This window comes from Streptomyces sp. NPDC006687 (assembly GCF_040636215.1).
GTDB lineage: Bacteria > Actinomycetota > Actinomycetes > Streptomycetales > Streptomycetaceae > Streptomyces.
Map to the genome: position 1 here is coordinate 271096 of NZ_JBEYJJ010000006.1, position 25367 is coordinate 296462.

At 73.2% G+C, this 25367-nt stretch carries 25 protein-coding genes; 18 read left to right on the forward strand and 7 right to left on the reverse strand.

From position 1 onward, the window contains the following. Positions 1-246 precede the first annotated feature (246 nt). Together sucC and sucD are read left to right on the forward strand one after the other, a co-directional pair. Positions 247-1425, forward strand: a complete 1179-nt coding sequence (gene sucC / locus ABZ716_RS10675) for an ADP-forming succinate--CoA ligase subunit beta (RefSeq protein WP_358812836.1) — start codon at positions 247-249, stop codon at positions 1423-1425. A 21-nt stretch (positions 1426-1446) separates the two neighbouring features. Further along, the gene (gene sucD / locus ABZ716_RS10680; protein ID WP_045952187.1) at positions 1447-2337 is read left to right on the forward strand and encodes a succinate--CoA ligase subunit alpha; all 891 of its coding nucleotides are present in this window, start codon (positions 1447-1449) and stop codon (positions 2335-2337) included. A gap of 63 nt (positions 2338-2400) precedes the next feature. Here the strand turns inward: sucD and ABZ716_RS10685 are convergent, their stop codons facing one another. After that, entirely contained in the window at positions 2401-3984 is a 1584-nt protein-coding gene (locus ABZ716_RS10685) for a helix-turn-helix domain-containing protein (protein ID WP_358958087.1), read from the reverse strand. Between the two features lie 124 nt (positions 3985-4108). On the opposite strand from ABZ716_RS10685, the gene ABZ716_RS10690 reads away from it, so the two are divergent. Further along, complete coding sequence (locus ABZ716_RS10690) at positions 4109-5803, forward strand: DUF6350 family protein (protein WP_358958089.1); 1695 nt, start codon at positions 4109-4111, stop codon at positions 5801-5803. Between the two features lie 49 nt (positions 5804-5852). Here the strand turns inward: ABZ716_RS10690 and ABZ716_RS10695 are convergent, their stop codons facing one another. After that, a complete protein-coding gene (locus tag ABZ716_RS10695) occupies positions 5853-6482 on the reverse strand; it encodes a hypothetical protein (RefSeq protein WP_358958091.1) in 630 nt (209 codons plus the stop codon). A 248-nt stretch (positions 6483-6730) separates the two neighbouring features. On the opposite strand from ABZ716_RS10695, the gene purN reads away from it, so the two are divergent. Together purN and purH are read left to right on the forward strand one after the other, a co-directional pair. After that, the gene (gene purN, locus ABZ716_RS10700) at positions 6731-7357 is read left to right on the forward strand and encodes a phosphoribosylglycinamide formyltransferase (RefSeq protein WP_351878107.1); all 627 of its coding nucleotides are present in this window, start codon (positions 6731-6733) and stop codon (positions 7355-7357) included. After that, complete coding sequence (gene purH, locus ABZ716_RS10705; protein ID WP_358812840.1) at positions 7354-8925, forward strand: bifunctional phosphoribosylaminoimidazolecarboxamide formyltransferase/IMP cyclohydrolase; 1572 nt, start codon at positions 7354-7356, stop codon at positions 8923-8925. Before purN ends, purH begins: the two co-directional genes overlap by 4 nt. Before the next feature lie 83 nt (positions 8926-9008). Here purH and ABZ716_RS10710 read toward each other — a convergent pair whose 3' ends face one another. Continuing rightward, positions 9009-9749 (reverse strand): RDD family protein, encoded by a 741-nt coding sequence (locus tag ABZ716_RS10710; RefSeq protein ID WP_351878101.1) that lies wholly within the window; start codon positions 9747-9749, stop codon positions 9009-9011. Positions 9750-10000: 251 nt separating this feature from the next. Between ABZ716_RS10710 and ABZ716_RS10715 the strand changes: the two genes are divergently transcribed. From ABZ716_RS10715 to ABZ716_RS10740, 6 genes are all read left to right on the forward strand, one after another. Then, positions 10001-10864: a bifunctional methylenetetrahydrofolate dehydrogenase/methenyltetrahydrofolate cyclohydrolase gene (locus ABZ716_RS10715; RefSeq protein ID WP_351878098.1), complete on the forward strand. Its 864-nt coding sequence runs from the start codon at positions 10001-10003 to the stop codon at positions 10862-10864. Beyond that, positions 10854-11426, forward strand: a complete 573-nt coding sequence (locus ABZ716_RS10720; protein ID WP_358958094.1) for a DUF3017 domain-containing protein — start codon at positions 10854-10856, stop codon at positions 11424-11426. Before ABZ716_RS10715 ends, ABZ716_RS10720 begins: the two co-directional genes overlap by 11 nt. Before the next feature lie 260 nt (positions 11427-11686). After that, positions 11687-12676, forward strand: a complete 990-nt coding sequence (locus ABZ716_RS10725) for a malate dehydrogenase (RefSeq protein WP_358958097.1) — start codon at positions 11687-11689, stop codon at positions 12674-12676. 151 nt (positions 12677-12827) lie between these two features. Further along, positions 12828-14657: a hypothetical protein gene (locus tag ABZ716_RS10730; protein WP_358958100.1), complete on the forward strand. Its 1830-nt coding sequence runs from the start codon at positions 12828-12830 to the stop codon at positions 14655-14657. Then, entirely contained in the window at positions 14647-15024 is a 378-nt protein-coding gene (locus ABZ716_RS10735) for a hypothetical protein (RefSeq protein WP_358812846.1), read from the forward strand. The genes ABZ716_RS10730 and ABZ716_RS10735 overlap by 11 nt, the downstream gene beginning before the upstream one ends. Before the next feature lie 3 nt (positions 15025-15027). Continuing rightward, a complete protein-coding gene (locus ABZ716_RS10740; protein WP_358958102.1) occupies positions 15028-16278 on the forward strand; it encodes a hypothetical protein in 1251 nt (416 codons plus the stop codon). A gap of 7 nt (positions 16279-16285) precedes the next feature. Here the strand turns inward: ABZ716_RS10740 and ABZ716_RS10745 are convergent, their stop codons facing one another. Beyond that, a complete protein-coding gene (locus ABZ716_RS10745) occupies positions 16286-16789 on the reverse strand; it encodes a carboxymuconolactone decarboxylase family protein (protein WP_351878080.1) in 504 nt (167 codons plus the stop codon). A 46-nt stretch (positions 16790-16835) separates the two neighbouring features. Here ABZ716_RS10745 and ABZ716_RS10750 point away from each other — a divergent pair, with 46 nt between their 5' ends. Further along, positions 16836-18251, forward strand: a complete 1416-nt coding sequence (locus ABZ716_RS10750) for a PLP-dependent aminotransferase family protein (protein WP_358958105.1) — start codon at positions 16836-16838, stop codon at positions 18249-18251. Here the strand turns inward: ABZ716_RS10750 and ABZ716_RS10755 are convergent. Next, on the reverse strand, positions 18232-18657 hold the full coding sequence (locus ABZ716_RS10755; RefSeq protein ID WP_358812849.1) for an ATP-binding protein: 426 nt from the start codon (positions 18655-18657) through the stop codon (positions 18232-18234). The genes ABZ716_RS10750 and ABZ716_RS10755 overlap by 20 nt on opposite strands. Before the next feature lie 108 nt (positions 18658-18765). On the opposite strand from ABZ716_RS10755, the gene ABZ716_RS10760 reads away from it, so the two are divergent. From ABZ716_RS10760 to ABZ716_RS10770, 3 genes are read left to right on the forward strand one after another with little or no spacing between them, the layout of a single operon-like run. Next, entirely contained in the window at positions 18766-19593 is an 828-nt protein-coding gene (locus ABZ716_RS10760) for a helix-turn-helix transcriptional regulator (RefSeq protein ID WP_358958107.1), read from the forward strand. Next, positions 19590-19781 carry a DUF397 domain-containing protein gene (locus ABZ716_RS10765; RefSeq protein WP_358958110.1) on the forward strand — a complete coding sequence of 64 codons (192 nt, stop codon included), beginning with the start codon at positions 19590-19592 and terminating at the stop codon, positions 19779-19781. The genes ABZ716_RS10760 and ABZ716_RS10765 overlap by 4 nt, the downstream gene beginning before the upstream one ends. Continuing rightward, on the forward strand, positions 19778-19963 hold the full coding sequence (locus ABZ716_RS10770) for a DUF397 domain-containing protein (protein ID WP_358958113.1): 186 nt from the start codon (positions 19778-19780) through the stop codon (positions 19961-19963). The genes ABZ716_RS10765 and ABZ716_RS10770 overlap by 4 nt, the downstream gene beginning before the upstream one ends. Here the strand turns inward: ABZ716_RS10770 and ABZ716_RS10775 are convergent. After that, positions 19950-20774, reverse strand: a complete 825-nt coding sequence (locus ABZ716_RS10775; RefSeq protein WP_358958134.1) for a hypothetical protein — start codon at positions 20772-20774, stop codon at positions 19950-19952. The genes ABZ716_RS10770 and ABZ716_RS10775 overlap by 14 nt on opposite strands. 98 nt (positions 20775-20872) lie before the next feature. On the opposite strand from ABZ716_RS10775, the gene ABZ716_RS10780 reads away from it, so the two are divergent. Beyond that, entirely contained in the window at positions 20873-21172 is a 300-nt protein-coding gene (locus ABZ716_RS10780) for a hypothetical protein (protein WP_351878064.1), read from the forward strand. 22 nt (positions 21173-21194) lie between these two features. Continuing rightward, complete coding sequence (locus tag ABZ716_RS10785) at positions 21195-22385, forward strand: glutathionylspermidine synthase family protein (protein ID WP_358812853.1); 1191 nt, start codon at positions 21195-21197, stop codon at positions 22383-22385. A 46-nt stretch (positions 22386-22431) separates the two neighbouring features. On the opposite strand, the gene rocD is transcribed toward ABZ716_RS10785, so the two are convergent. Further along, a complete protein-coding gene (gene rocD / locus ABZ716_RS10790) occupies positions 22432-23637 on the reverse strand; it encodes an ornithine--oxo-acid transaminase (protein ID WP_358958115.1) in 1206 nt (401 codons plus the stop codon). 259 nt (positions 23638-23896) lie between these two features. On the opposite strand from rocD, the gene glyA reads away from it, so the two are divergent. Beyond that, positions 23897-25165 carry a serine hydroxymethyltransferase gene (glyA, locus tag ABZ716_RS10795; RefSeq protein WP_358812854.1) on the forward strand — a complete coding sequence of 423 codons (1269 nt, stop codon included), beginning with the start codon at positions 23897-23899 and terminating at the stop codon, positions 25163-25165. The last annotated feature ends 202 nt before the right edge of the window (positions 25166-25367 follow it).

Consider the following 25367-nt stretch of genomic DNA (forward strand, 5'->3'; position numbering starts at 1 on the left):
GATCACACGAACCCGCAGCTCCGCGGTGAGGCGATCTGTGACAGGTATCACCGCTCCGGTGTGATCTGTGATTTAGGGTCCTACGGCCCACGGGGATAACCTGCGAGACGGACATGCCGCGTCCACGGTCACCGTGTGCGCCTCCCCAGTGACAGCGCCGTCACGTTGCCCTCCGCGGCACGCCCACGCAGATAGCAGACAAACCGCGAATCACTGCGAATCTTTGAAGACAAGGGACGGACGCGCGTGGACCTGTTCGAGTACCAGGCGAGGGACCTCTTCGCCAAGCACGGTGTACCGGTGCTGGCCGGTGAAGTGATCGACACGCCTGAGGCGGCTCGCGAGGCCACCGAGAAGCTGGGCGGCAAGTCGGTCGTCAAGGCCCAGGTGAAGGTCGGCGGCCGCGGCAAGGCCGGCGGCGTCAAGCTCGCCTCCACCCCGGACGAGGCCGTCGCCCGCGCGACGGACATCCTGGGCATGGACATCAAGGGCCACACGGTCCACAAGGTGATGATCGCGGAGACCGCTCCCGAGATCGTCGAGGAGTACTACGTCTCCTACCTCCTGGACCGCACCAACCGCACCTTCCTGGCCATGGCCTCGGTCGCCGGCGGCATGGACATCGAGCAGGTCGCCGAGGAGACCCCGGAGAAGCTCGCGAAGGTCCCGGTCAACGCCAACGAGGGCGTCACGATCGAGAAGGCCCGCGAGATCGTCGCGCTGGCGAAGTTCCCGGCCGAGGTCGCCGAGAAGGTCGCCGAGGTCCTCGTGACCCTGTGGGCGACCTTCATCGCCGAGGACGCGCTCCTCGTCGAGGTCAACCCGCTCGCGAAGGTCGCCTCCGGCGAGGTCATCGCCCTCGACGGCAAGGTGTCCCTGGACGAGAACGCCGAGTTCCGCCAGCCGGGCCACGAGGAGTTCGTGGACCACGCGGCCGCGAACCCGCTGGAAGCCGCCGCCAAGGCGAAGGGCCTCAACTACGTCAAGCTCGACGGCGAGGTCGGCATCATCGGCAACGGCGCGGGTCTCGTCATGAGCACCCTCGACGTCGTCGCGTACGCCGGTGAGAACCACGGCGGCGTCAAGCCCGCCAACTTCCTCGACATCGGCGGTGGCGCCTCCGCCGCCGTCATGGCCAACGGCCTCGAGATCATCCTCGGCGACCCGGACGTCAAGTCCGTGTTCGTCAACGTCTTCGGTGGCATCACCGCGTGTGACGAGGTCGCCAACGGCATCGTCCAGGCGCTGCAGCTGCTCGCGGACCGGGGCGAGGCGGTCACCAAGCCGCTGGTCGTGCGCCTCGACGGCAACAACGCCGAGCTGGGTCGCAAGATTCTCTCGGACGCCAACCACCCGCTGGTGCAGCGCGTGGACACCATGGACGGTGCGGCCGACAAGGCCGCCGAGCTCGCGGCTGCGAAGTAAGGGCAGAGGTCAAAGACTCACATGGCTATCTTCCTCAACAAGGACAGCAAGGTCATCGTCCAGGGCATGACCGGTGCCACGGGCATGAAGCACACCAAGCTGATGCTGGCTGACGGCACCAACATCGTCGGCGGCGTGAACCCCCGCAAGGCCGGCACGACCGTCGACTTCGACGGCACCGAGGTCCCGGTCTTCGGTTCCGTCGCCGAGGCGATGGAGAAGACGGGCGCCAACGTCTCCGTCCTCTTCGTCCCGCCGGCCTTCGCCAAGGCCGCCGTCGTCGAGGCCATCGACGCCGAGATCCCGCTGGCCGTCGTCATCACCGAGGGCATCGCGGTGCACGACTCCGCCGCCTTCTGGGCGTACGCGACCGCCAAGGGCAACAAGACCCGCATCATCGGCCCGAACTGCCCGGGTCTGATCACCCCCGGCCAGTCCAACGCCGGCATCATCCCGGGTGACATCACCAAGCCCGGCAAGATCGGTCTCGTGTCCAAGTCCGGCACGCTGACCTACCAGATGATGTACGAGCTGCGCGACATCGGCTTCACCTCCGCCGTCGGCATCGGTGGCGACCCGGTCATCGGCACCACGCACATCGACGCCCTGGAGGCGTTCGAGGCGGACCCGGAGACCGAGCTCATCGTCATGATCGGCGAGATCGGCGGCGACGCCGAGGAGCGTGCGGCGGACTTCATCGCGAAGAACGTCACCAAGCCGGTCGTCGGCTACGTCGCGGGCTTCACCGCCCCCGAGGGCAAGACCATGGGCCACGCCGGCGCCATCGTCTCCGGCTCTTCTGGCACCGCACAGGCCAAGAAGGAGGCCCTCGAGGCCGCCGGCGTCAAGGTCGGCAAGACGCCGACCGAGACGGCCAAGCTGGCGCGCGAGATCCTCGAAGGCGCCAAGTAGGCGTCAGCGGTACGGATGTACGGGCGTGGCCCGCACCCCTCGGGGTGCGGGCCACGCCCCTTTTCATTCCGGCGTCGGGTGGATCCGGTGGGGGCCGGCGGCCGGGTGCTCGCGGAGGCTGTCCTGGAGGGCCCGGCTCGTCTCCGTCAGCCGGGGCGGGCCGCTGAGCGGCGGAACCCCGGAGACGCTGACACCGGGGGCGATGGGCGGCTCGTAGTGGTCGGGTGCGGTCACGGTGGTGTACCCGGTGGAGATGGCGATCACCGCGGTCAGCATGAGCGCCGCCCGCGCCCAGCGGCGGGTGCGCACCTCGCCGAGGGTGCGGACGGTGGCCGCCGGGGGCGGCTCCAGCGGCACGGCGGGCCGCACCGCGCCGAGCCACTCGCGCAGCACGGCCGACTGCTGCTGCGGGGGTACGCCGGCCAGTCCGGGGAGCCGGACGGCGAGCTCGGCGTGGGCGCGGAGCAGGCGGTGGCCGGTGGTGGGGGTGCTGGCCTCGGTCTCGGCGGCGGTGTCGGGCAGGTCGAGGCCGACGCCGTCGTAGAGGAGCACGGTCCGGCGGTGCGCGGGCGGCAGGGAGAGCAGGGCTCCGAGCAGGATGCGGTCGTTGGGGTCGGCGGGGGCCTTGTCGGGCCGGCCCAGGGTGCGGTGGGCCCGGCGCAGCCGCCGCCAGGGGGAGAGCGCGTACTCGTACGCGGCCGCGCGGATCCAGCCGACGGGGTCGGGGTCGGTGGCCACTTCGGGCCACTGCGCCCACGCCTGCCGGAACGCCCGCTCCACGGCCTCCTGCGCGAGGGCGCGACGCCCCGTCAGGAGGTAGACCTGCCGTACGAGGGCGGGGGCGGAGTAGGCGTAGAGCGAGTCGAACGCCTCATCGGGCCGTCCGGGCCGGGGAGCGGGGATCCGCCCGGCGCGGGCGGCGGCCGGGGGAGCGGGAGCGGGAGCGGGGTCGGCGGGCCGCACCGGCGCGGCGGGCGCCACGGAGGCAGGCGGCACGGCGTCACCGGTGGTGGGCGCCTCGGTGTCACCGGCGGCGGGCGTCTCGGTGTCACCGTCGGTGGGCGCCATGGCGTCACCGGCGGCGGGCGGCGCGGGCTCCGCCGGAGGCGGTGGGGCGGCGTGGAGCGGCCCGGGTTCCGCCGTGGCGGGGGCCGGGCGGCGGGGCTCCGGCGCGGGGGCGTCCACGGCGGGCCGGGCCGGGGGCCGGGGCTCCGGACGGGTGGCCGGGGTCGCCGTACCGCCCGGCCGGGTCGCCGTACCGCCCAGCCAGGCGGGCAGCGGCCGCGGGGCGGCGGGGCGGGGAGAGGCGCTCGACGGGGTGTCGGCACGGGCGGGGACCGGGACCGGGGCGGGAGGGGGCTTCGGAGTGCGTTTCGTGGTGCGGCCCGGGCGGGTGTTCGGGCCGGGGCCGTGCCCGCCCGCGCGCGCGAGGCGGTCCAGGAACTCCGCGTACGCCCGGCGAGCGCGCGCACCCGGTTCCGTACGGCCCGTCTCCCACGCGCGGACGGTGCCGGCGGTGACCCCCAGCATCTTCCCGACCTGTCCGTGCGTCAGTTCGCCCGATTCGCGCAGCCGACGGCGCTCCTTCGGGGGCGGCAGGCCCCGCTCCGAGCCGGAGCCCGAGCCCGTATCGACGTCTGGTGTCATGTCACACTCCCCGCGACCTGGCAGCACAGCACTGGGCGATAAAGTACATAAACGTATATTGGGCGACACAACGGACAATCGCCTGTTACCCACCCATAGCGCGTGTCGTTGGCACCATGGCCGTGTGACCCAAGTGATCGAACGCGGAGCTCCGTTGCCGGCCGCCCCGCAGGCCCGGGCGCCACGCCGTTCACCGGCGGCGGCCGCCTGCGTGCTGGGCGGCGCCGTGGCCGCCGGACTGGGGCTCGGCTTCCTCGCCGTGCTCGTGATCGTGCTGTGGATCAGCTCCCCCTACCCGGACAGCGGCCCCGGCGGGGCGCTGCACCTGGCCGCCGGGCTGTGGCTGCTGGCCCACGGGACCGAACTCGTCCGCTACGACACCCTGTCCGGGGTGCCCGCACCCGTCGGGGTGACCCCGCTGCTGCTGGTGGCGCTGCCGGTGCTGCTGATGCGGCGGGCGGCCCGGCTGGGCAGCGCCTCCGGGGTCGTGGCGGGGCCGGAAGCGGAGGCCGAGGAGGTGCTGCCGGCGAGCGCGGTGTTCTCCGCCGTGCTCTGCGGCTACCTGGCCGTGGGCGCGCTCGCCACCGTCTACGCGGCCGGCGGGCCGCTGCCGGCGGACCCGGTCAGCGCCGCCTGGCACCTGCCGCTCGTGGCGGTGTTCGCCGCCGGCGGAGGGGTGTGGGCGGTGAAGGGGCGTCAGACGGCGCCGCTGCCGGGGTGGGTGCCGGCGGCCGTACGCAGGGCGGTGGGCCGGCCGCGGTACGGGCTGGCGCTGCGCTCCGGGGCGGCGGGGCTACTCGTCCTGCTGGGCGGCGGGACGGTGCTGGTCGGGGCGTCGTTGGTGTGGCACGCGGGGGAGGCGCAGTCCTCGTTCCTGACCCTGACCGGGGTGTGGTCGGGGCGGTTCGCGGTGCTGCTGCTGGCCGTGACGCTGGTTCCGAACGCGGTGGTGTGGGGCGCGGCCTACGGGCTGGGGCCCGGGTTCGCGGTGGGGACGGGGGCGACGGCGACACCGCTGGGGTTCTCGGGGGCGGCGGCGCTGCCCCGGTTCCCGCTGCTGGCGGCGCTGCCGCCGGAGGGGCCGGGGACCCCGCTGACGTGGGCGGCGGCCGGGGTGCCGGTGGCGGCGGGGCTGGTGACGGGGTGGTTCGCGGTGCGGCGGGCGCGGGAGGTCTCGTACGGGGAGACCGCGCTGACGGCGGCGCTGGGGGCGGTGGTGTGCGGGCTGGCGATGGCCGGGCTGGCGGCGGCGTCGGCGGGGCCGCTGGGGACGCGGGCGCTGGCGGCGTTCGGACCGGTGTGGTGGCAGACGGGCGCGGCCGCGGCGGGGTGGGTGGCGGCGCTGGCGGTACCGGTCGCGGTGGGCGTCCACGGGCTGCGCAACCGCACCCCCGAGGCCGGGGACACCTGGCACGACCCGGCCGCCCAGGAGCGCAGGTGGGCCACCCTGAGGGCGGCAGCCCTCCCCCTGACCACCCCCTCCGCCCCACCCCTCCCGCCGCCCCCGCCGCACGCTCCGGCCGAGGCGGACGGCGACGCCGCGAGCCAGACCCCGGCAGAACCGGATCCCCCGGCCCCGCCGGTGCCCGAGCCGACGCCGGCCACCGCGGCCGGTACCTCCCCGGCCCCGCCGGTGCCCGAGGCGACGCCGCCCACCGCGGCCGGTCCCCCCCAGGGCCCGGCCGGCGCGGAGTCTCCCGAGGACGGGAACGGGATCCACGAGCGTGTCCCGGCGGCTCAGGACGAGGCCGTCGCCGGGCCGTTGGTGCCGACGGTCAGCGGAGCGCGGGTCCTGACGCGACGGCGGCCACAGGGCTGACGCACCGGCAGCCCGGGCGCCCCCGGCCCGCGCACGCCTCAGCGGGACGTCAGCGCTGGACCTTGAGGATGTCGCCCAGCATGTTGTCCGGGAGGAGCGTGTTGCACTGGAGTTCCGCGCTCTGCGTCAGGGCGTCCTCGCGGCAGACGTAGAAGTCCTTGTACGCCAGCTGCAGCCCGTACGAGGTGCCCGCCAGCAGCAGGGCGAGCGTCGCCGAGACCAGTCCGCTGACCGCCGCCGCGCGCTGCGGCCGGGCCGCCGGTCCCAGGGCGGAGAGGCCGCCCGGGCGGGCCGGGGTGCCCTTCACGGGGTCGGCCGGGACCTCCGGGCGGCCGCGCAGCGCGCTGATCCCCCAGTACATCGCCAGCGCCCCGAGCAGCAGCCCCGCCGACGGGATCCCGAAGATGCAGAAGAAGAACCCCCACATGCCCCCGAGCATCGCGTAGCGGGCGCGCCGCTGGAGCGGGTCCATCGGGTCCCAGCGCGCCGGCCCGCCCGGCTCCGGGCCGGGGCCGGAGCCCTGGCCGTCCTGGCCGGAGGGGTGCGAGGGGCCGCCGCCGTCGCCCTCGCGCGGGAGCTGCGGCTGCCGGGGCTGCCACGGCTGGTCGGGCCGGCCCTCCGGGGGCGCCGCGAAGGGGTTGTCGTCGGTGGAGGGGTCGGGCTGACGGCGGTCCGGCATCGAGTGGCTTACTTCCCCTGTGTCATGGACTGGTCGTGGAGGTCGTGGACCCGGTGTGCGCCGGGTTGTACGGCTTGTACGCCAGACGCTACCGCCCGCCCGTGCCCCCGTCCCCCGGGGGCGGTCCCGTGTGCCGGTATCGTTGCAGGCGGTCGGTGGCTTCGTATGGTTCCCCGTATATCGGTACCCCGAAGTTTCGTATGACCACACAAGACCGACGTCGCAAATCCTGTGAGAAAGGGCCTCCCATGGCCGCCGCCTCCCGCCTGGTCGTGCTGGTTTCCGGCTCCGGCACCAACCTCCAGGCCCTGCTCGACGCCATCGACGCCCACCCCGGCGGAGCCGGGGGCTTCGGTGCCGAGGTCGTCGCCGTCGGGGCCGACCGCGAGAACATCGCCGGTCTGGAACGCGCCGAGAAGGCCGGCATCCCGACCTTCGTCTGCCCGGTCAAGGCATACGGGAGCCGTGAGGAGTGGGACGCCGCCCTCACCGAGGCCACCGACGCGTACGCGCCGGACCTCGTCGTCTCCGCAGGGTTCATGAAGATCGTCGGCAAGCACTTCATCGACCGCTTCGGCGGCCGGTTCATCAACACCCACCCCGCCCTCCTCCCGGCGTTCCCCGGCGCGCACGGGGTGCGCGACGCCCTGGCGTACGGGGCGAAGGTCACCGGCTGCACGGTCCACTTCGTGGACAGCGGCGTGGACACCGGTCCGATCATCGCCCAGGGTGTCGTCGAGATCGCGGACGGGGAGGACGAAGCCGCGCTCCATGAGCGCATCAAGGAAGTCGAGCGCAAGCTGCTCGTCGACGTCGTGGGGCGCCTGGCCCGGCACGGCTACCGCATTGAGGGACGAAAGGTAACAATCCAGTGACCGCCAACGAAACGACGACGACTCAGCGGCCCATCCGGCGTGCGCTCGTCAGTGTCTACGACAAGACGGGACTGGAAGACCTGGCCCGCGGCCTGCACGCGGCGGGTGTCGCGCTCGTCTCGACCGGCTCCACCGCGTCGAAGATCGCCGCGGCCGGTGTGCCCGTCACCAAGGTCGAGGAGCTGACCGGCTTCCCCGAGTGCCTCGACGGCCGGGTCAAGACCCTCCATCCCCGCGTGCACGCCGGCATCCTCGCCGACCTGCGCCTGGAGGACCACCGCAACCAGCTCGCCGAGCTGGGCGTCGAGCCCTTCGACCTGGTGATCGTCAACCTCTACCCCTTCCGCGAGACCGTCGCCTCCGGCGCGAGCCCCGACGAGTGCGTCGAGCAGATCGACATCGGCGGCCCCTCGATGGTCCGCGCCGCCGCCAAGAACCACCCCTCGGTCGCGGTCGTCACCAGCCCCGCCCGCTACGCCGACGTCCTCGCGGCCGCCCAGGGCGGCGGCTTCGACCTCGCGGCCCGCAAGCGGCTCGCGGCCGAGGCGTTCCAGCACACCGCCGCGTACGACGTGGCCGTGGCGTCCTGGTTCGCCGACGACTACGCCGCCGCGGACGACTCCGGCTTCCCCGACTTCCTGGGCGCCACGTACGGGCGGAAGAACGTGCTGCGCTACGGCGAGAACCCGCACCAGGGCGCCGCGCTCTACGTCGACGGCACCGGCGGCCTGGCCGAGGCGGAGCAGCTCCACGGCAAGGAGATGTCGTACAACAACTACACGGACACCGACGCCGCGCGCCGGGCCGCGTACGACCACGCCGACCCCTGCGTCGCGATCATCAAGCACGCCAACCCGTGCGGCATCGCGACCGGTGCCGACGTCGCCGAGGCGCACCGCAAGGCGCACGCCTGCGACCCGCTCTCCGCGTTCGGCGGCGTCATCGCCGTCAACCGCCCGGTGACGGTGGAGCTGGCCGAGCAGGTCGCCGAGATCTTCACCGAGGTCATCGTGGCCCCGGCGTACGAGGACGGCGCCGTCGAGGTGCTCGCCCGCAAGAAGAACATCCGCGTGCTGCGGGCCGAGGGCGCCCCGTCCAACGCCGTCGAGGTCAAGCCGATCGACGGCGGCGCGCTGCTCCAGGTCACCGACCGGCTCCAGGCCGAGGGCGACGACCCGGCCAACTGGACCCTGGCCACCGGTGACGCCCTGTCGGCCGAGGAGCTCGCCGAGCTCGCCTTCGCGTGGCGGGCCTGCCGGGCCGTCAAGTCCAACGCGATCCTGCTGGCCAAGGACGGTGCCTCGGTGGGCGTCGGCATGGGCCAGGTCAACCGCGTCGACTCCGCGAAGCTGGCGGTCGAGCGGGCGGGCGCCGAGCGCGCGCGGGGCTCGTACGCGGCCTCGGACGCCTTCTTCCCCTTCCCGGACGGGCTGGAGATCCTCACCGCCGCCGGCGTCAAGGCCGTCGTCCAGCCGGGCGGGTCGGTCCGTGACGAGCAGGTCGTCGAGGCGGCGAAGAAGGCGGGCGTGACCATGTACTTCACCGGTACGCGCCACTTCTTCCACTGATCCCGAGCCGGCAGTACGACGAAGGCCGCGCCCCGCACTGCGGGACGCGGCCTTCGCCGTGAGCGGTTTTTGCTGCCTGGTACTTACTTCTTGACGACGATCGTGCCCGCGGCACGGTCGTGCCAGCCCTGGAGCTTGCCCGAGTTGTCGAAGAAGGGGGAGAGGAAGACCAGGAGCTGGCCGATGCCGCAGAGGACGGAGCCGACCATCGGGATGATCCAGCGGATGAAGCCGCCGCCGATGCCGGGGACCTGCCCCGTGTTCTCCTTGACGACCTTCAGGCCGAGGGCCATCTTGCCGACGGTGGCGCCTACGAACGCGATCATCAGCCATTCGTAGAGAAGGGTGGCGAGACCGAGGATGAGCAGACCGCCGAAGAAGGCCGCGAAGATGCCGCCAGCAGCCTGGCCGGCCTGGGTCGACGCCTCGCTGAGGCAGGCGCTGTGCTCGGGGGACAGCGGGTCGATGCCCGTGCAGTCCTTGATGTCGCTGGCCGCACCGAAGGCGCCCGCGAACACGACGGTGCTCAGGATGAAGTACAGGACACCGATGATCAGACCGTCGATCACGCGGGCGCCGAAGCGGCGGCCCATCGTGGCGACCTGGACCGTGCCGAGGCCGGCGACGTTGATGTAGCCGTTGTTGGCCTGCAGGGTGCCGGGAGCCTGCGGCGGGACGCCGTACGGCGGCTGGCCCTGCTGGGGGTAGCCGTAGCCGGCCTGCGGCGGGACGCCCTGCGGGGCCTGCTGCGGGTAGCCGTAACCGGGCTGGCCCTGCGGCGGCTGCTGCTGCCCGTAGGGGTTGTTGGGGTCGCCGAAGCTCATCTGGGTGTTTCCTCCGTGAAGTGCGGGGACGCACGGCACGCTGGAGGACACTTGCTTCTGCGGTACGCCCCCCGGCACTGCCCGCGGCACTCATGCGATCGTCTTGCTGCCCGTCATCGTGGTGGGCCCGCACCGGGCTTGTCCAGTTGGTTGCAGAGCCGGGCCAGACTTGTTGTGCAAGTGCAATCAAGAACGGGTTCCGGCCTCCGCCCGACTGGAAGCCGGGCCGCCCCATCCGGAAGGATGCCCTCATGAGCGCCCAGATTCTCGATGGCAAGGCCACCGCGGCCGCGATCAAATCCGAACTGACCGCCCGCGTGGCGGCGCTGAAGGAGCGGGGCATCACCCCCGGCCTCGGCACCCTGCTCGTCGGCGACGACCCGGGCAGCCGCTGGTACGTCAACGGCAAGCACAAGGACTGCGCGGAGGTCGGCATCACCTCCATCCGCCGCGAACTGCCCGACACCGCCTCCCAGGAGGAGATCGAGGCGGTCGTGCGCGAGCTCAACGAAGATCCCGAGTGCACCGGCTACATCGTCCAACTGCCGCTCCCCAAGGGCATCGACACCAACCGCGTCCTGGAGCTGATGGATCCGGCCAAGGACGCCGACGGCCTGCACCCGACCTCGCTCGGCCGACTGGTGCTGGGCGTGCAGGGCCCGCTGCCGTGCACCCCGTACGGGATCGTCGAACTGCTGCGCCACCATGACGTCGAGATCAACGGCGCGCACGTGGTCGTCGTCGGGCGGGGCATCACCGTGGGCCGCTCCATCGGGCTGCTGCTGACCCGCAAGTCCGAGAACGCGACGGTGACCCTGTGCCACACCGGTACGCGTGACCTCGCCGGGCTGCTGCGCCAGGCGGACATCATCGTCGCCGCGGCGGGCGTCCCGCACCTGGTGAAGCCGGAGGACGTGAAGCCGGGCGCGGCCGTCCTCGACGTCGGCGTCAGCCGCGACGAGAGCGGCAAGATCGTCGGTGACGTCCACCCGGGCGTGGCCGAGGTGGCGGGCTGGATCTCCCCGAACCCGGGCGGGGTCGGGCCGATGACCCGGGCGCAGCTGCTGGTGAACGTGGTCGAGGCGGCGGAGCGGACGTCGGCCCGTGCGAGCTGAGCACGACACGGCCGGGACCGGCGGGGCCGAGGGTGTGAACGGGACCGGCGGGGCCGAGGGAGTGAACGGGACCGGCGGCGGTACGGGCGACAGCGCGACCCCCGCCGAGACGCCCGCGACGACCCCCGCCCCCGGCCCCGGCACCCCCGAAGCCCCCGGCGCCGGCCGGACGGTCGCCCGGTCGCGGCGGTTTCCCGCCGTCACCCAGGACACCGCCCGGCCCGAGGGGGCCGGGCGGGCCATCCCCGGAGCCGTGTCCACGCCCGCCCGCCAGTGGCCGATGCTCAGCGTCCTCGCCGCCACCGCCGCCGGACTGCTCTCCACGGCGACGGGACACCCGCGCGTCGGCTGCCTCGTCATCGGCATCGCCATGATCGCGGCCGCGGTGCTGCGCCGGGCCCTGCCCTCGGTGGGGATGCTCGCGGTGCGCTCCCGGTTCACGGACATGGTCACGTACGGGGTGCTGGGCGTGGCGATCACCCTGCTGGCGCTGGTGATGGAGCCGCATCCCTGGCTGCGCGTGCCGTTCCTGGAGACCGCCGTCCGCTTCACCGTCCGCTGACGCGGCCGGCCGCGCCGCGCCGGGCCCGTGAAGGGCCCGGCCGGTGCCCGGGGAGGCCCCGGAACGGGCGAACCGGTGGCCCGTGTGCCGTGCACCACAGCCACCGGGGGATTGGCGGCCCTCCGGGTCGGATAGCCTGACCGGCGGATGTCTCTTCACGTCAAGATTCGCAGGACCGGGAAGCGGCGTCCTCCCCAGTACTTGGGACCCAGCACATGGGGCGGGGACGCCCCACCGCCAGCTGTCTAACGGAGAAGGCCATGACCCGCACTCCCGTGAATGTCACCGTGACCGGCGCTGCCGGCCAGATCGGCTACGCGCTGCTCTTCCGCATCGCCTCCGGCCACCTGCTCGGCGCGGACGTGCCGGTCAAGCTCCGCCTCCTGGAGATCCCGCAGGGCATGAAGGCCGCCGAGGGCACCGCCATGGAGCTCGACGACTGCGCCTTCCCGCTGCTCAAGGGCATCGACATCTTCGACGACCCGAACCAGGGCTTCGACGGCGCCAACGTCGCCCTCCTCGTGGGCGCCCGCCCGCGCACCAAGGGCATGGAGCGCGGTGACCTGCTCTCCGCCAACGGCGGCATCTTCAAGCCGCAGGGCGCCGCGATCAACGCGCACGCCGCGGACGACATCAAGGTCCTGGTCGTGGGCAACCCGGCCAACACCAACGCGCTCATCGCGCAGGCCGCCGCCCCGGACGTACCGGCCGAGCGCTTCACCGCGATGACCCGCCTGGACCACAACCGCGCCATCTCGCAGCTCGCGCAGCGCGCCGGTGCCGACGTCACCGACATCAAGCGCCTCACCATCTGGGGCAACCACTCGGCGACCCAGTACCCGGACATCTTCCACGCGGAGATCGCCGGCAAGAACGCCGCCGAGGTCGTCAACAACGAGGCGTGGCTCGCCGACGAGTTCATCCCGACCGTCGCCAAGCGCGGCGCCGCGATCATCGAGGCCCGTGGCGCGTCCTCGGCCGCCTCCGCCGCCAACGCCGCCATCGACCACGTCCACACCTGGGTCAACGGCACCGCCGCCGGCGACTGGACCTCCATGGGCATCCCCTCGGACGGCTCCTACGGCGTCCCGGAGGGCCTGATCTCCTCCTTCCCCGTCACCTGCAAGGACGGCAAGTACGAGATCGTCCAGGGCCTGGACATCAACGAGTTCTCCCGTACGCGCATCGACGCGTCCGTGCAGGAGCTCGTCGAGGAGCGCGACGCGGTCCGCCAGCTCGGCCTCATCTGATCGCTGGTCCGACCCGCTGATCTGCTGATCCGCGCGTCAGATCCGATCGTCTGATCGACGCGAACGCCCTTGCGCCCCGGCCAAACCTGGCCGGGGCGTTTTGGCGTGAATCAGCCTGTCGGTTTATGTAGGGGATAAATAAGGTCGGCCGGTGACCGACCACCTGATTTCCCCTCAGCCCGGCGGAGCCCCCGCGGATCCGCCGAGCGGCCGCCCACCGGTCCATCCCTCCCTCAGCGAGGCCGGCCGCCTGCTGTGCGCGGGAACCTACCTCGACGGCACGTACCGCGACCGGGTGATCGACGAGCTGTACGTCCACGAGGAGCGGATCGCCGCCCCCTCGTACGGCTTCGACGCCGCCCGCGTCCTCGCCCACGCGCTCCGCGCCCGGCGCGTCGAGCTCGCCTGGTCCGCCGGGATCATCGGCGCCTGGCTGGTGGGCGCGCTGCTCAGCAGCGGGGCCCTGACGCTGCTGCTCGTCCCCTTCCTGCTGCTGAGCTTCGCCAAGTGGCTGCGCGGCCGGCCCGACCCGTGGGTGCGCTTCCTGTCCGTAGTGCCCTGGGTCCTCGGCTGGCTGGAGCTCGCCTTCGGCCTCTTCGTGCTCTGGGCGCTCGCGACGGACGCGGGCGGGGCCGGCGAGGTCTTCCCCTCCGTGTTCGAGGGCCTGTTCCGGACACGCGGCAGCGGCGGGCCGTCCGGCCTCGGAGACTTCGGCGGCTCGGACGGCGCCGGCTCCTTCGGCGGTGCGGGCGGGCTCGACTCCTTCGGCCGCGCCGGCGGACTCGGCGGCCCCAGCGGCTCCGAGAGCTCCACGCCCCTGTTCCTCTGGCTGACGCTCCTCGCGTTCGCGGGCATCGTCGCCCTGCTGGTCCTGCGGCGCGTGTACGTCTCCCGCATCGTCTCCCGTGAGCTCGACCCGCGCACCTACGCCGACCCGTCGGCCGACCCCGCCACCCAGAACGCCCGCTTCGCCCGGGTCCAGGACCGCATCCGTGGCGAGCAGCACGCGCCGCTGGTCATGTACAACGCCAACGGCCCCTTCACCGGGGCGGGAGAGGGGTACCGGGCCTGGCAGCTGTCCGTCGAACTGCGCCCCCGCGAGGACCTCGGGGACCGCACGCCGCGGCCCGTCACCAACGCCGACATCGTCCAGCGCATCGTGCCCCTGCTCCAGGCCCTGCGCGTGCCGTCGGCGCACGGCTCGGCGCGCGCGCAGGCGGACGTACGGGACCGGCTGCGCGAGCTGGTCGTCGACGAGTGCGTGTTCCTCCCGGTCACCGGTCTTCCACACCGGGACAAGGCCCGGCTGGCCCGGGACCAGTTCGCGGCGCACCGCGTCGGCGCGATCGAAGAGGGCGGGGAGCAGCGCCGGTACTTCCTGCGCGTCAGGGTCGGCGGCTGGGACGAGAACCTCGTCGTCACGGTCTTCGTACGGGTCCACACCCAGGGCGGGATGCTGATGCTGGAGGTGGCCCCGCACGTGCTGCTGCCCGTACGGGCCCTCTTCCAGAGCGCCGACGCGGACGCCCGGCGCTACCTGGGCAAAGCCTGGTACGGCAAGGCGGTCGAGGGCCTCGGTGCCGTCCCCGGCTCCTTCTGGAACGCGGCGGCCGCCCTGCTGCGGGCGCTCGGCACCTGGTGGCGGATCGTCACCGGACGCCACGACGCGGTCCTCCCGGAAGGCCCGCGGCTGTCGGTCCGGGAGGCCGGGGCCGACGACGACGGGTCGCTGTTCCACCTCATGGACCTCGACCGGTACCTGAAAACGATTCAGGACCGGGTCGTCAACGGGGTTACCGTCGCCCTGCACGAAGCGGGCTGGCACACCGAGGAGTTCGCGCAGCGCGCGGTGCACGTGGCCGAGGGGGCCACGTTCATCCAGTCGGTGAACAACAGCGCGTTCAGCGTCGGCGGCACCGGACACCACAACACCGCCGGCGGCGGCGGTACGAGCGGCAAGGGGAGCAGCGGTGGCAAGTAGCGGCGAGGACCAGCCGGTGCGGATCGGGGACGTCAGCAACAGCGCCTTCAGCATCGGCGGCAGCAACAACACCAACACCAACACCGTGCACCACGGCGCCGCCGGGGCCGGGGCGCCCGGCGCGGCGGAGCTGCTGGAGGCCGTACGGGAACTGCGCGCCGAGCTCGTGCGGTTGCCGCGCAGTACGGAGCGCAGGGACCTCGACGCGGAGCTGGACGAGGCGGCCGGGCAGCTGGAGGAGGCCGGGGAGATCCGGCCCGGGCTGCCGGCCCGGCTGCGCACGGCGCTGGAACGGTGGGCTCCGCTGGTGGAGACCGTCAGTGCGGCCACGGCCCTGGCCGGCCTGCTCACCTCCCTGGGAGCCTGAACAGTGCCCCCGTCCGACGACACGTGGTGGAACCCCCACACCCAACGCTGGGAACCGGCCCCCGACCCGTCCCGCCCGGGCGAACCGGACCACCCGGCTCCGCAGCAGCCCCCGGCACGGCCCGAGTCCCCGGGAGAGCCCGAGTACTACGCCCCGCCGCAGCCCCCGGCCCGGCCGGAGTCCCCGGGAGAGCCCGAGTACTACGCCCCGCCGCAGCCCCCGGCCCAGCCGGAGTACTTCGCCCCGCCCACGCACCCCGCTCGCCCGGCGACCCCTCCGGAGCCGGCACGGCCGGAGCAGCCGACTGGCCCGGAGGAGGAGGCCGCCCGGGCCGCATGGCCCGGGCGGGTGGCGGGCTCGGAGGAGGTCACCCGCGTCGTGCCACCCGCGCAGCGGGCGGGCTCCGAGGACGGCGGCCGGGGCGAGGAGCCCGGGCAGGCGGGCGGGCTCGCGTGGTACGAGCGGCCGGGCGGCCCCGGATGGGGGCCGCCGCCCGCCCCGGAGGCCGGGCTGCCGCCGCTCCCGCCCCCGCACGCCTGGGCCCCGCAGTCGCCGCCCCCGCCTCCGCAGGAGCCCGGCGGCCGGGCGGGGCAGTGGCGTACCCCGCTGCTGGTCGGGGTGGCCGCGGCGGTCATCGGCGGAGCCTCCGTCGCGGCGTGGATGCTGCTCGGAGGCAAGGACGCCGCGCCCGCCACCGACGCCCGGCCGCCGGCCCACTCGGCGACGGCCTCCACGCCCCCGCAGCCGACCGCACCGCAGCCGACCGCACCCTCCACGAGTGCGTCCGGCAGCCCCGGCAACTCCCCGAGCCCCGGCTACACGGTGGCCCGCAACAACCAGGCCGGCTTCTCCGTGGCCGTCCCCACCGGATGGGGGCCCAGCTACGACGAGCAGGGCAGCGGCGCCTTCTACCGTCCGCCCGGCGGCGACCGCAGCGCCCTCCTCCAGGTCTTCCGCATCTCGGAACCCGCCTCCACCAGCTCCTGCGAGCTGCTGCGGACGGCCTCCGAGGGGCTGAGCCGCGGGACCCCCGCCTACCAGCAGCTGTCCGTGGAACCCGTCGCCGGGTCCGCCTGCGAGCTGGTGTACGAGTACGACAGCGCGGAATCCCACGGCCGCCGCCGCGGCATGGAGCGGATCATCACCACCCCGGACGGCGACCGGTGGGCCCTGCTCGCGGCCGGCCCGTCCACCGACGCCGTGACGACCAGGGCCAACCTGACGGCGGCCCTGGAATCCTTCCGGCCGGAATGAGGAGAGGTCAGCGCTTGAACGCCCCCGGGGTGTAGTGCCCCGGGGACATGCGGGTGGTGACGGCGAACCGGTTCCACACGTTGATCATGGCGATCGTCGTGATCAGCTGTGCCAGCTCCGCCTCCTCGAAGTGCTTGGCGGCCCTCGCGTACACCTCGTCCGGGACGAAGCCGTCCGTCAGGACGGTGACGGCCTCGGTCAGCGCGATGGCCGCCAGCTCCTTCTCCGTGTAGAAGTGCGCCGACTCCTCCCAGGCGCTGAGCTGCACGATCCGCTCGACGCTCTCGCCCGCCGCGAGGGCGTCCTTGGTGTGCATGTCCAGGCAGTACGCGCAGTGGTTGAGCTGCGAGGCGCGGATCTTGACCAGTTCGACGAGGGCCGGGTCCAGGCCCTTCTTCGAGGCGATCTCCAGCGCGATGGCGGCCTTGTACGCCTCCGGGGCGAGCTTGGACAGCTCCATGCGGGGGGTGTGCTCGGCGGCCAGGTCCGTGGTCTTCGTGTCGTTGCTCATGGGTCCACCGTACGGACGGGGCGGCCCGCCGTTATGGTCCATATCCATGACGGAAACGTGGGCCACTTACGGAGCCGACCTGCACCTGGACCTCTCCTCGGTCACGGCGGGCGAGCGCGGCCTGCGCGCCGCGCTGACGGAGTCGCTCCGGGACGCGGCGCGCAGCGGCCGGCTGGCGCCCGGGACCCGGCTGCCGTCCGCCCGTACCTTCGCCGCCGACCTCGGCATCGCCCGCAACACGGTCGCCGAGGCGTACGCCGAGCTCGTCGCCGAGGGCTGGCTGACGGCCCGCCAGGGCTCCGGCACCCGGGTGGCCGAACGGGCCACCCCGCGCCGCGCCGCCCACCCGCCGGCCCCGGTGCGCCGCCCCGCGCGGCGCGGGCCCGCGTACAGCCTGGTGCCCGGCTCCCCGGACGTGGGCGCCTTCCCGCGCACCGCCTGGCTGGCGGCGGCCCGTCGGGCCCTGACCGACGCCCCGAACGAGGCGTTCGGCTACGGCGACGCACGCGGCCGGATCGAGCTCCGCGAGGCGCTCGCCGGGTACCTGGCGCGGGCGCGCGGGGTGTACGCCGACCCGGACCGGATCGTGCTGTGCGCCGGCTTCGTCCACGCGGCACGGCTGCTCGCGGCGGTGCTGCGGGGGCGCCGGGTCCGCGAGATGGCGGTCGAGGGCTACAGCCTCGACCTGCACCGCGACCTCTTCACCGGCGCCGGGCTGCGGACCCGCCCCCTCTGGGTGGACGACTCCGGCGCCCGCACCCCCGACCTGCCACGGCTCGGCCCCCGGGTGGGCGCGGTGCTGCTGACCCCGGCACACCAGTTCCCGACCGGCGCCGCACTCACCCCCGAACGGCGGGCGGCGGCGGTGGACTGGGCGCGGACCACGGGCGGACTGGTCCTGGAGGACGACTACGACGGGGAGTTCCGCTACGACCGCCAGCCCGTCGGCGCCCTCCAGGGACTGGACCCCGACCGGGTGGTCTACCTGGGCACGGCGAGCAAGTCCCTCGCCCCGGGGCTGCGGATCGGGTGGATGGTCGTCCCGCCGGACCTGATGGAGGAGGTGCTGGCGGCGAAGGGCCCGGCGGAGTGGACGTCGAGCGCGCTGGAACAGCTGACCCTGGCGGAGTTCCTCACCTCCGGTGCGTACGACCGGCACGTACGGGCGATGCGGCTGCGCTACCGGCGGCGGCGCGACGAGCTGCTGGCCGCCCTCGGCGGCCGGGTACCGGTGTCCGGGATCGCGGCGGGCCTGCACGCGGTGCTGGACCTTCCGCCGGACGCGGAGCGCTCGATCATCCAGGCGGCGGCCTGGCAGAGCCTGGCGCTGGAGGGCCTGGGCCGGTTCCGTCACCCGGAGACGGAGATGCCGGTGCGGGACGCGCTGGTGGTCGGCTACGGCACCCCGGCAGACAGCGCCTGGACCCCGACCCTGGCCGCCCTCACGGCTGTACTCCCGTAACGGCCCGCCGCCGCTGGACGACCTCGGCCCAGACGGTCTTCCCGACCACCCGCCCGGTGACGCCCCAGGCGTCGGCGAGCGCCTCGACGATCCGCAGCCCGTAGCCGTGGCCGTCCCCGGCGGGGCGCGGGTCGGGCTGCTTCCCGGCGTACGCGTCGGACACCTCCACGCGCAGGACCCCGTCCAGCCGCCTGAGCCCGAGCTCGAAGTCCCGCCCCGGCACGGCGCCGTGGGTCACGGCGTTGGCCGCCAGCTCCGCCACCACCTGGGCCACCCGGTCCGAGGTGTCCCCGCCGAGCGGGAAGTCCCACCGGCACAGTTCCAGCACCGCCAGATGCCGGGCGAGGCGTGCGCCTCGCCGTGTGCTGCTGAACCGCTGGCGCCATTCGTTTCCGACATCGGACATGCCGTCGCTCCTCTGCGTAGTCGTGCAACTACTGGGCAGGTTCAGCGTGGCCGTTCGCAGGGAAGCATTCAACGTGCCAGGGGAGGACAGGAAGTTGGTGGGAGCCCTGTGAACATCAAGGAACTGAACCCCGAGAGTTCGCCGCAGGCCGCCTTCGGTGCCCGCTTGCGCAGCTTGCGAGCGACGCGCGGCTGGCGGCAGGAGGAGCTGGGTGAGCGGATGGGGTACTCGAGCACCCACATCTCGGGTGTGGAAACTGGTCGCAAAGTGCCGACCTTGCCGTTCGCGCGTAGTGCGGACAGGGCGCTTGGTACCGGAGACGTGTTCGAGCGAGAGTGGCGGGAGATGCGGCAAGGAAGCCTGCTGGAGGGCTTTCCGGAGTTCCTCGCGTATGAGGGGCGGGCTGCGGAGATTCGGCTGTACGAGGTGGGCGTCGTCCCGGGCTTGTTGCAGACGCCGGAATACGCGACGGTGCTCGCCGAATCGGCCGTCAGGCGCGGCGCGATCACACCGGACCAGGCCGCCGAACGGGTCGCGGTAGTCGCCGACCGCCAGGCGTCGCTCGTGCGGCGTTTGCCGCCCCTGGTCTTCGTGGTGCTCGATGAGAGCTGTCTGCGGAGGCCCATCGGCGGTCCGGTCGTCATGGACGCTCAGCTGGCGCATCTGATCGAGTTCGCGGAGCTGCCGAACACCGTGCTCCAGGTGGCACCGTTCGACATGGGTGAGCGGCGGCCGTTCAACCTGCCGGTGACCGTACTCACCCAGCCCGACCGCGCGCTGATGTCGTACGCCGAATCTGCTCAACGGGGATATCTGGAGCGGGAAAGCGCAGCGGTATTACCGCTGTTGACGGCCTATCATCAGCTCCAGGCAGAGGCGCTGTCCCAGGCGGCTTCTGTGGCCATGATCAGCACGTTGCGAAAGGGCACCCCGTGACGACCTCGACCGAATCCCCCCGCTGGTTCACGTCCTCGTACAGCGACAACGGCGGTCAGTGCGTGGAAGTCGCCACGAACCTGCCGGACCTCGTCCCCGTCCGGGACTCCAAGACCCCCGGCGGCCCGGTGCTGAACTTCCGGGCGGAGGCGTTCGCGGCGTTCGTCGCGGGTATCAAGGCCCCATGACGACGACCCCACGCTGGTTCAAGTCCTCGCACAGCGACAACGGCGGCAACTGCGTCGAGCTCGCCACCAACCTCCCCGGCACCGTCCCCGTCCGGGACTCCAAGGCCGGGGACGGCGGGCCGGTGCTGACCTTCGGGGCGGATGCCTTCGCCGCGTTCCTCGACGCCGTCAGGACTCCTTAGGCTCCCCGAAGCGCGACAGCGCAAGCGCTCCGGCCACCGCCACCGCGAAGCCCGTCACGGCCAGCCAGGCCAGGCCCTCGCGGGGGCGGTCGCCGAGGCAGACCACGCCTACCAGGGCCGGGCCGACCGTCTCGCCCAGGACCAGGCCGGCCGTCGCCGCCGTGACCGAGCCGCGCTGCAACGCGGAGGTGAGCAGCAGGAACCCCGCCGCCCCGCCCAGCAGCAGCGCGTACAGCGCCGGGTTGAGCAACTCCCGCAGTGAGACGGTGTCGATGAGCCGTACGGCCACCTCCACCACCCCGAAGCCCGTTCCGGCGGCCAGGCCCAGCACCAGCGCCCGGGAACCGTCCGGCAGCCTCCCCGCGACGGCCCCCACCACCAGCACCAGCGCCGCCACCCCCAGCAGGCCCAGCTTCAGCAGCAGGCTCCCGGTGCCGTGCCCCTCCTCACCCGAGGCCAGCCCCAGCATCAGCAGCCCCGCACACACCACCGCCACCGCGCCCCACTCCAGCCGTGACAGCCGTGTCCGCAGCAGCCGGGACGCGACCACGGCCGTCACCGCGAGGCTCGCCGCCAGCGCGGCCCCCACCGCGTAGATCGGGATGTGCCGCAGGGCGATGATCTGGAGCACGAAGCCGACCCCGTCCAGCCCCAGCCCCGCCATGTACCGCCACTGCCGCACCGCCCGCAGGAACAGCGCGGTATCCACCCCCGAGACCCCCGCCGCCGGCTGGGACGCCGCCCGCGCGGCCATCGCCTGGAGGACCGAGGCCGTACCGAAACACACCGCCGCGCCGAGCGCGCAAACCATTCCGATCAACACGAAACCGACTCTAGGGCCCCCACTGTGACCAGGGCGTGACGGTGGCCGGATTCCCTCCCCCGACACGCCCGCTCTACTCTGTCGCGATGGACTCCAGCGACACCACCAGACGACGGATGCGTTCCGGCGCGGTCGCCCTCGGCGGCATGGGCCTGCTCGCGGCCACCCTCGTGGCCTGCGGCAGCAGCGACGAGCCCGACAAGCGCTGCGCGTCCCGTTCCACCCTCGAACACCTCAACTCGAAGGACTGCAAGTCCGGCGGGCGCGGCTCGTACTACTACGGCGGTACCGTCAGCAACGGCAAGGTGACGGGCGGCAGCTTCGACAAGTCGGCCGTCACCCGCGGCGGCATCGGCGGCAGCCACTCCGGCTCCTCCGGCGGCTGAGCCGGCCGGACCAGGACACACCATGCGGCGCCACACCATCGAACCCCGCCCCGACTGGCAGAAGACCGTCGAGGAGCAGGGCCTGATCTACCCCCTGACCCGCTACCCCGACGACTCCCTGCGCCCCTACTGGGACGAGAGCGCGTACTACTCCTTCTCCCTCCCCGAGATCGAGGCCCTGGAGAACGTGGTGGAGGAGCTGCACGCGATGTGCCTGGCCGCGGCCGCCCACATCGTGGAGCGGAACCGCTTCGCCGACCTCGGCATCACCGACGCGAAGCTCGCCGCGCTCATCACCGAGTCCTGGCGGCGGCGCGCCGAACAGCCATCCCTCTACGGGCGTTTCGACCTCCGCTACGACGGCTCCGGCAGCCCCGCCAAGCTGCTGGAGTACAACGCCGACACCCCCACCTCCCTGGTGGAGGCGGCGAGCCCGCAGTGGTTCTGGATGGAGGAACGCTTCCCCGGCGCCGACCAGTGGAACTCCCTGCACGAGCGGCTGGTCGACGCCTGGCGCCGGCAGGCCGAACTCCTGCCGCCCGGCCCGGTGCACTTCGCGCACTCCGAGACCGACGAGCTAGGCGAGGACCTGATGACGGTCGCCTACCTCCAGGAGACAGCCGAACAGGCCGGGCTGGAGACGCACGCGCTCTCCGTGGAGACCATCGGCTGGGACAGCCTCTCGGGCCGGTTCGTGGACGACAGGCTCCGCTTCATCCGCGGCTGCTTCAAGCTCTACCCCTGGGAGTGGCTCGTCGAGGACGAGTTCGGCCCGCAGGTCCTGGCCACCTACGACCACGGCGGCGGATCCGGCACCACCGCCTGGATCGAACCGCTGTGGAAGATGCTGCTGGCCAACAAGGCCCTGCTGGCGATCCTCTGGGAGCTCTTCCCCGAGCACCCGAACCTGCTGCCCGCCTACCTCGACGGCCCCCGCGAACTCGCCGCCACCTGCGGTTTCGCCGCCAAGCCCCTGCTGGGCCGCGAGGGCGCGGGCGTCACCCTCCACGAGGTGGGCGGCGAGCCGTTCGTACCGGCCGAGGGGGAGACGTACGTCTTCCAGGCACTGTCGCCGCTGCCCGACTTCGACGGCAACCGCGTGGTGCTCGGCGCCTGGGTGGTCGAGGAGGAGGCGGCCGGGCTCGGCATCCGCGAATCGGCCGGCCCGGTCACGGACGAGTACGCCCGCTTCCTGCCGCACGTCATCCTCTAGGAAGGTGCCCGGGGGTGCCCCCGACCGGGGCACCCCCTCGGGACCGTCAGCCGGTGAGGACCGCGCGCAGCTGCTCCAGACCCCAGTCGAGGTCCTCCTTGCCGATGACCAGCGGCGGCGCGATCCGGATCGTGGACCCGTGGGTGTCCTTCACCAGGACCCCGCGCTCCATCAGCCTCTCGGAGACCTGCCGGCCCGTGCCGCGCGCCGGGTCGATGTCCACGCCCGCCCACAGACCGCGCCCGCGTACGGCGCTCACCGCGCCGGTGCCGGTCAGCAGGTTCAGCTCGCGGTGCAGGTGGTCGCCGAGTTCGGCGGCCCGCTGCTGGTACTCGCCGGTGCGGAGCATCGCGATGACCTCCAGGGCGACGGCGCAGGCCAGCGGGTTCCCGCCGAAGGTGGAGCCGTGCTCGCCGGGCCGGAACACCCCGAGCACGTCCCGGTCCGCGACCACGGCGGACACCGGCACGACACCGCCGCCGAGCGCCTTGCCCAGCACGTACACGTCCGGTGCGACGTCCTCGTGCTCGCACGCGAAGGTCCTGCCGGTGCGGCCGAGGCCCGACTGGATCTCGTCCACCATGAACAGCACGTTCCGCTCGCGCGTCAGCTCCCGTACGCCCGCGAGGTATCCGGGCGGCGGGACCAGCACGCCCGCCTCGCCCTGGATCGGCTCCAGCAGCACGGCGACGGTGTTGGCGGTGACGGCGGCGGCCAGGGCGGTGAGGTCCCCGTACGGGACGATCTCGAAGCCGGGGGTGTAGGGGCCGTAGTGGTCGCGGGCCTCGTGGTCGGTGGAGAAGGAGACGATGGTCGTCGTCCGGCCGTGGAAGTTGTTCGCCGCGACGACGATCTTGGCCTGGCCGTCCGGGACGCCCTTGACCTCGTAACCCCATTTGCGGGCCGTCTTCACCGCCGTCTCCACCGCCTCCGCGCCCGTGTTCATGGGCAGCACCATCTCCTTGCCGCACAGCGCGGCCAGTTCGGTGCAGAACTCGGCGAAACGGTCGTGGTGGAAGGCGCGGGAGGTGAGGGTGACCCGCTCCAGCTGGGCCTTGGCCGCGTCGATCAGACGGCGGTTGCCGTGGCCGAAGTTGAGCGCCGAGTACCCGGCGAGCATGTCGAGGTAGCGCCGTCCCTCCACGTCGGTCATCCACGCGCCCTCCGCCGAGGCGACGACGACCGGGAGGGGATGGTAGTTGTGCGCGCTGTGCTCGTCGGCGGAGCGGATGGCATCAGCTGTTCTCGACACGGGGTCTCCGATCGTCCGTCTGCTGCTGGTGTCGCGAGGGTATGCGCGAGGGTGACGTGGGTGGCGTCCTTTCTATCGTCGCTCGGATCGTGGACGCGGAAACCTCCCGGGCGCGGCGCCCGCTAAGGTGTTCGGTACGCACGGCGACTGGCGCACGGGGAACGAACTCCGGGGGAGTCGTGCGCGCAGGACCGCACACAGGGCCGCTCGCCTGGGCCTCGCGGGGACGACACCAGACATCGACCCCGGAGGAGCCGCGATGACCGCGCACCGCCAGCCCGCCCTGCTCGCCACCGATCCCGAACTCGCCTCGCTCGTCTCCGCCGAGGAGACCCTCCAGGCGCGGACGCTGCGGCTGATCCCGAGCGAGAACTACGTCTCCCAGGCCGTCCTCGAAGCCTCGGGCACGGTCCTGCAGAACAAGTACAGCGAGGGCTACCCGGGCCGCCGCTACTACGAGGGCCAGCAGAACATCGACCGCGTCGAGGCGCTGGCCGTCGAGCGGGCCAAGGGCCTGTTCGGGGTGGAGCACGCCAACGTCCAGCCGTACTCCGGCTCCCCGGCCAACCTGGCCGTCTACCTGGCCTTCGCCGAGCCGGGCGACACGGTGATGGGCATGGCCCTGCCGATGGGCGGGCACCTCACGCACGGCTGGGGCGTCTCGGCCACGGGGTCCTGGTTCCGGGGGGTCCAGTACGGGGTGCGCGCCGAGGACGGCCTGATCGACTACGACGCGGTGCGGGACCTGGCGCTGGCGGAGCGGCCGAAGATCCTGTTCTGCGGCGGCACGGCGCTGCCGCGCACGATCGACTTCGAGGCGTTCGCCTCGATCGCGGCGGAGGCGGGGGCGGTGCTGGTCGCGGACGTGGCCCACATCGCCGGCCTCATCGCGGGCGGCGCGCATCCGTCGCCGGTGCCGTACGCGGACGTGGTGTCCACGACCACCCACAAGACCCTGCGCGGGCCGCGCGGGGCGATGCTGATGTGCAAGGAGGAGCACGCGAAGGCCATCGACAAGGCGGTCTTCCCCGGCCTCCAGGGCGGCCCGCACAACCAGACGACGGCGGGCATCGCGGTGGCCCTCCACGAGGCGGCCCAGCCGTCCTTCACCGCCTACGCGCACGCGGTGGTGGCCAACGCGAAGGCGCTGGCGGCGGCGCTGCTGGAGCGGGGCTTCGACCTGGTCTCGGGCGGCACGGACAACCACCTGATCCTGATGGACCTCACCTCGCGGGGGGTGCCGGGGAAGGTGGCGGCGAAGGCGCTGGACCGGGCGGGGATCGTCGTCAACTACAACACGGTGCCGTTCGACTCGCGCCGGCCGTTCGATCCCTCGGGGATCCGGATCGGGACGCCGTCGCTGACCTCGCGGGGGCTGTCGGCCTCGCACATGCCGGTGGTCGCCGACTGGATCGCCCGCGCGGTGGACGCGGCCGCCAAGTCCGACGAGGCCGCCCTGTCGGTGATCCGCGCGGAGGTCTCCGACCTCCTGACCGCCTTCCCGGCCCCGGGCCTGCCGGTGGCGTAACCCGCCGCCGCCCTCGCTCCGTTTCCGCCTCAATCGCCGGCGCGGCTCTATACACGGCGCTACCGCGCCCGCGCCTCAAGCGCCGGCGGGGCTGGAATCCGCTCCGCGAATTCCAGCCCCGCCGGGCGACCTGTAGCCCCCCCCCCGGTAGTGGCGCGGGGGGAGGGCGGGGCCCCCGGCGGGGGGGCCCCGCCGCGCGCGC

Coding starts and splice junctions, on each gene's coding strand:
- ABZ716_RS10745 (WP_351878080.1), bottom strand. CDS start 16,789: ATGAGCAACGACACGAAGACCACGGACCTGGCCGCCGAGCACACCCCC.
- ABZ716_RS10785 (WP_358812853.1), top strand. CDS start 21,195: ATGCGGCGCCACACCATCGAACCCCGCCCCGACTGGCAGAAGACCGTC.
- ABZ716_RS10725 (WP_358958097.1), top strand. CDS start 11,687: ATGACCCGCACTCCCGTGAATGTCACCGTGACCGGCGCTGCCGGCCAG.
- ABZ716_RS10710 (WP_351878101.1), bottom strand. CDS start 9,749: ATGAGCTTCGGCGACCCCAACAACCCCTACGGGCAGCAGCAGCCGCCG.
- sucD (WP_045952187.1), top strand. CDS start 1,447: ATGGCTATCTTCCTCAACAAGGACAGCAAGGTCATCGTCCAGGGCATG.
- purN (WP_351878107.1), top strand. CDS start 6,731: ATGGCCGCCGCCTCCCGCCTGGTCGTGCTGGTTTCCGGCTCCGGCACC.
- glyA (WP_358812854.1), top strand. CDS start 23,897: ATGACCGCGCACCGCCAGCCCGCCCTGCTCGCCACCGATCCCGAACTC.
- ABZ716_RS10715 (WP_351878098.1), top strand. CDS start 10,001: ATGAGCGCCCAGATTCTCGATGGCAAGGCCACCGCGGCCGCGATCAAA.
- ABZ716_RS10695 (WP_358958091.1), bottom strand. CDS start 6,482: ATGCCGGACCGCCGTCAGCCCGACCCCTCCACCGACGACAACCCCTTC.
- ABZ716_RS10780 (WP_351878064.1), top strand. CDS start 20,873: ATGGACTCCAGCGACACCACCAGACGACGGATGCGTTCCGGCGCGGTC.
- ABZ716_RS10775 (WP_358958134.1), bottom strand. CDS start 20,774: ATGGTTTGCGCGCTCGGCGCGGCGGTGTGTTTCGGTACGGCCTCGGTC.
- ABZ716_RS10685 (WP_358958087.1), bottom strand. CDS start 3,984: ATGACACCAGACGTCGATACGGGCTCGGGCTCCGGCTCGGAGCGGGGC.
- ABZ716_RS10750 (WP_358958105.1), top strand. CDS start 16,836: ATGACGGAAACGTGGGCCACTTACGGAGCCGACCTGCACCTGGACCTC.
- ABZ716_RS10755 (WP_358812849.1), bottom strand. CDS start 18,657: ATGTCCGATGTCGGAAACGAATGGCGCCAGCGGTTCAGCAGCACACGG.
- ABZ716_RS10770 (WP_358958113.1), top strand. CDS start 19,778: ATGACGACGACCCCACGCTGGTTCAAGTCCTCGCACAGCGACAACGGC.